This is a genomic window from Aeromicrobium sp. (assembly GCF_036676885.1).
GTDB lineage: Bacteria > Actinomycetota > Actinomycetes > Propionibacteriales > Nocardioidaceae > Aeromicrobium.
In genome coordinates, this window is record NZ_JAKFCB010000115.1 from 1 (window position 1) to 4,257 (window position 4,257).

Annotated in this window: 6 protein-coding genes and 1 riboswitch; of the genes, 5 read left to right on the forward strand and 1 reads right to left on the reverse strand. The window is 71.8% G+C overall.

Annotated features, from left to right (window positions below):
• Positions 1–756 (reverse strand): cobaltochelatase subunit CobN (locus tag V6M46_RS05870; RefSeq protein ID WP_332662844.1); only part of this gene is annotated, 756 nt, incomplete at its 3' end.
• 26 nt (positions 757–782) lie between these two features.
• Positions 783–908: riboswitch (cobalamin riboswitch) on the reverse strand.
• Positions 909–970: 62 nt separating this feature from the next.
• Here V6M46_RS05870 and V6M46_RS05875 point away from each other — a divergent pair.
• The 5 genes from V6M46_RS05875 to V6M46_RS05895 all read left to right on the forward strand — a co-directional run.
• Positions 971–1,513 (forward strand): ribonuclease H family protein, encoded by a 543-nt coding sequence (locus V6M46_RS05875; RefSeq protein ID WP_332662845.1) that lies wholly within the window; start codon positions 971–973, stop codon positions 1,511–1,513.
• On the forward strand, positions 1,510–2,256 hold the full coding sequence (locus tag V6M46_RS05880) for a (2Fe-2S)-binding protein (protein WP_332662846.1): 747 nt from the start codon (positions 1,510–1,512) through the stop codon (positions 2,254–2,256). The genes V6M46_RS05875 and V6M46_RS05880 overlap by 4 nt, the downstream gene beginning before the upstream one ends.
• Positions 2,253–3,131, forward strand: coding sequence for a nitrite reductase (locus V6M46_RS05885; protein WP_332662847.1), 879 nt, complete (start codon positions 2,253–2,255; stop codon positions 3,129–3,131). The genes V6M46_RS05880 and V6M46_RS05885 overlap by 4 nt, the downstream gene beginning before the upstream one ends.
• A complete protein-coding gene (locus V6M46_RS05890; protein ID WP_332662848.1) occupies positions 3,128–3,778 on the forward strand; it encodes a precorrin-8X methylmutase in 651 nt (216 codons plus the stop codon). Before V6M46_RS05885 ends, V6M46_RS05890 begins: the two co-directional genes overlap by 4 nt.
• A partial coding sequence (locus V6M46_RS05895; protein ID WP_332662849.1) for an SAM-dependent methyltransferase occupies positions 3,775–4,257 on the forward strand: 483 nt, incomplete at its 3' end. The genes V6M46_RS05890 and V6M46_RS05895, both read left to right, overlap by 4 nt.

The following is a 4,257-nucleotide window of genomic DNA, read 5'->3' on the forward strand; positions in this document are numbered from 1 at the left end:
CTCACGGCTCGAGGTCAGGCACAGGCCCTGCAGGATCGGGATGTCGAGGGCCTTCATGCGCTCGACGTCCCACGCCTCGTCGTCGCCGCCGGCGCTGACGGTGCCGGGCTTGGTGCCGCCGGCGGCCAGGACCGTGACGATCAGCGCGTCGAGCTTGGCCAGCTCGGTGAACAGCGCGTCGGGTGCCGCCCGCAGCGACGACGAGAAGATCGGCACGCCGTACGCCTCACCGGTCGCGTCGATCGCGTCGGCGAGCTGGTGCGCGAAGCCGCTGTTGCCGGACGCCTCGTGCGCCCGGTAGTACAGGATTCCGATCCTGGGCAGGTCGCTGCTCGGCGAGGGTCGCTCCGCGACACCAAACTCGGGCAGGACTGCGGGCGGCTCGAAGCCGACGCCGGTCAGCAGCACGGTGTCGGACAGGAAGCCGTGCAGCTGCGCGAGGTTGCCCGGCCCGCCCTCGGCGAGATAGCGGTGCGCCTCGGCCGCGACGCCGATCGGTACGGTCGACAGCTCCATCAGCTCGGCGCTCGGCGACTGCTCGCCCCCGAGGACGACCAGCGGCACCGAGCCGACGTGCGGCAGCACAAGCTCGCGTATGTCACTGGCCGAGCCGAGCACCCGGGCGATCACCAGGTCGACCTCGGCGAGCCCGGCCGGCAGCTCGCGCGCGGGGTTGGCGAGCACGTAGTCGGCGCCGCTTGCGCGGGCCGACAGCAGGTCGGTGTCGGACGTGGACAGCAGCGCGATGCGCGTCATGTTCCTCCTCGGGGTTCTCGCCCCGTCTGGTGGGTTGCTCCACGCCCAGTGTCTGGCTGGCCTGACGGCATACACAGTGGCGGAACCGCTCCGGAGTTGCACCGGATTCCTGCGGCGCGGAAGTGCTGATCAGCGTACCGGCTCGATCGGAGCGCGATTCTGGCGGACGGAGCAGCCATACTGGCGGACGACCCACCGAAGCCAGGAGCAGCCCGTGACACTCGCCAGGACCCACACCGCCGTGCTCGAGCTGGGCGGCGCGATCGTCGTCGGCACCGACGGATCGTGCGTCACCAACCCCGGCCCGACCGGCTGGGCGTACGTCGCGGACGACGGCACCTCGGCCTGCGGCGGGCTCCTGCAGGGGACCAACAACATCGGCGAGCTGCTCGCGGTCGAGAACGCGCTGCGCGACTTCGCCGACCGTCCGCTCGTGATCCAGGCCGACTCGTCCTACACGATCGGCTGCTCGACGACCTGGGCCAGTGGATGGGCCCGCAACGGCTGGCGCAACTCCAAGAAGGAGATCGTCGCCAACGTCGAGATCGTCCAGGCGATCTACGCGCTGATGCAGGCGCGCCGCGACGCCGACGCCCCGGTGTTCTTCCAGAAGGTCAAGGCCCACCTCACGGACCTGACGGTGTGGCCGCTCAACGTCGCCGCCGACACGCTGGCCGGCCAGGCCTCTGCGCGTGCCGCTCGGGGCGACGTCGCCGAAGTACGTACGACAGGGCTGCTCAGCGGCACGAATGGATGATCCCCGCGTCGGATGATGCCGCGCTCGACCTCGCCGCCGAGGTCGGGCCGTTCTTCGTCCTCGACCGGTGGACCCCAGGCGCCGGCTGGCGGCCGCTGGCCGAGCTCGCCGAGCGTCCTGATGTCCTGGTCGAGCGGGTGGCCGCGGCCCGGCAGCTGCTCGCGGATCGATCGCGCGTGACGGTCGACGAGATCGAGGAGCGCGCGACCGCGTCGATCGTGTTCCTCGGCCTGGCCGCCCGCCTCGTGTCGCCGGCCTTCGCCTGCGCCGCGCTCGCCGACCGCGTCCCGGACCTGCGGCTCGACGCCCTGTGGTGGCAGCCCGTCGTCGGCGGACCGTGGCCGCTGGCCCGCAGCACGGTCGACGGTACGGAGCTCGCCGGCTCGAGCCTCGCCGAGGAGCTCGACGCACGGATCCTGCGCCCGATCGTCGCGCCGGTGCTCGACAACTTCGGGCGTACGTTCGCGCTGTCGCCGCAGGTGCTCTGGGGCAATGTCGCCTCGAGCCTGGCCGGCGCGCTGACGATGCTCCGCACGGCGCGTCCCGGCCGCGCCGAGGTCGCGACCCGAATCGTCGGGCAGCTCCTCGAGCACGGCACACTGGCCGGGACCGGCGATCTCGACCCCGCACCGTCATTCGTACGCCGCTCGTGCTGCCTGTTCTACCGCGTGCCGGGAGCCGGGATCTGCGGCGACTGCGTCCTGGACGAGCCGCCAGCCGCGCGTGACACCATGAACGGGTGACGAATCGCTCTCATCCCGACCGGTGCCCCGGCGTCCTGCGACCCTGGATCGCGGACGACGGCGCGATCGTGCGGCTGCGGCTCATCGGCGGCGTGCTGTCGACCTCGGCCCTGCGTGACCTGGTCGGCATCGCAGCCGATTTCGCCGATGGCACGATCCTGCTGACGAAGCGGACCAACCTGCAGCTCCGCGGCATCGAGCACTCGGACGGCTGCGTGCCGGCGGTGCTGGTCGACGCGATCGCCGAGTCCGGGCTGCTGCCGTCGCCGAGCCACGAGCTGGTGCGCAACATCATGGTGTCGCCGCTCACGGGACGCGTCGGCGGACGAGCCGACCTCCGCGAGACGGCCCACGAGCTCGACCGGCAGCTGTGCGCCGAGCCGGACTTCGCGGGCCTGCCCGGCCGGTTCCTGTTCGTGCTCGACGACGGCCGCGGCGACATCGCCTCACGCACGCTCGACCTGGGCCTGATGGCCGTCGACGAGGAGACCGTCCAGCTGCGCGTCGGCTCGCACCAGTGGGGTCCGCTGGTCCCGCTCGACGAGGCACCCGGTGCCCTGCTGTCGTACGCCCGATCGTTCCTCGGTCTCCGTGGCGAGGGCGAGAGCGCCCTGTGGCACATCGACGAGCTGCCCGAAGGCGGCGCGGAGCTGCTCGGCATGCACCACGCCCGCGACCTGAGGACCCAGGTCAGCGCGCTCCCTCCGCCGTACGGCATCATCGCGCAGGACGACGGCCGCAGCGCCGAACACCTTGCGGTGCCCGACGGCCTGCTCACCCCCGAGCTCGCTGCCAAGATCCTGGATCGCGCCGGCACCGAGGTGATCGTGACGCCGTGGCGGAGCATCGTCATCCCCGACCTGGAGAGTGCATGACGCCCAAGCAACCGACCCGCCGCTTCGACTACGTCGCCGACGGACCCGCGATCTACGTCGACTCGTTCGCGACGATCCGCGCTGAGGCCGAGCTGTCGCACATACCGGCCGATGCGGAGAAGGTCGCCGTGCGGATGGTGCACGCCTGCGGACAGGTCGACCTGACCCGCGACCTCGACATCCACCCGGACCTGGTCTCGGCGGCCCGCGGCGCGCTCGAGGGCGGCGCGCCGATCCTGACCGACGCCACCATGGTCGCCTCGGGCGTCACGCGCGCGCGGCTGCCGAAGGACAACGAGGTGCTGTGCTTCCTGCGTGATCCGCGGGTGCCGGCGCTGGCCAAGGAGTGGTCGACGACCCGTTCCGCGGCTGCGGTCTCGCTGTGGGAGGACCAGCTCGAGGGCGCGGTCGTCGCGTTCGGCAACGCCCCGACGGCGTTGTTCCACCTGCTCGAGATGCTGCTCGACGGCGCGCCACGACCCGCCGCGATCATCGGTACGCCGGTGGGCTTCATCGGCGCCGCCGAGTCCAAGGAAGCCCTGGCATCGTTCGAGCTCGACATCCCCTACCTGACGGTGCACGGCCGTCGCGGCGGCTCGGCGATGGCCGCATCGGCGCTCAACGCGATCGCCCAGGAACGCGAGTGACCGGCCGCCTCTACGGCGTCGGGCTCGGCCCCGGCGACCCCGAGCTCATCACCCTCAAGGCGGCCCGGCTGATCGCCGAGGCGGACGTCATCGCGTTCCACGCCGGCGTCGGCAAGCAGTCCAACGCCCGCCGGATCGCCGCCGACCTGATCCCCGACGGCGTCATCGAGGAGGAGCTGCGCTATCCGGTGACGACCGGCACGACCGCCCATCCCGGTGGCTATGCAGGGGCGATGGCGGAGTTCTACGAGGAGTCCGCGGCGCGCCTCGCGGTGCACCTCGAGGCCGGACGTACCGTCGTCGTTCTGGCGGAGGGAGACCCGCTGTTCTACGGGTCGTACATGTACATGCACGACCGGCTCGCCGACCGGTTCGAGACCGAGGTCGTGCCGGGCGTGACGTCGTTCGCCGCCGCGACCGCGACCGTAGCCTCGCCGCTCGTACGCCAGACCGACGTCCTCACGATCCTGCCCGGCACC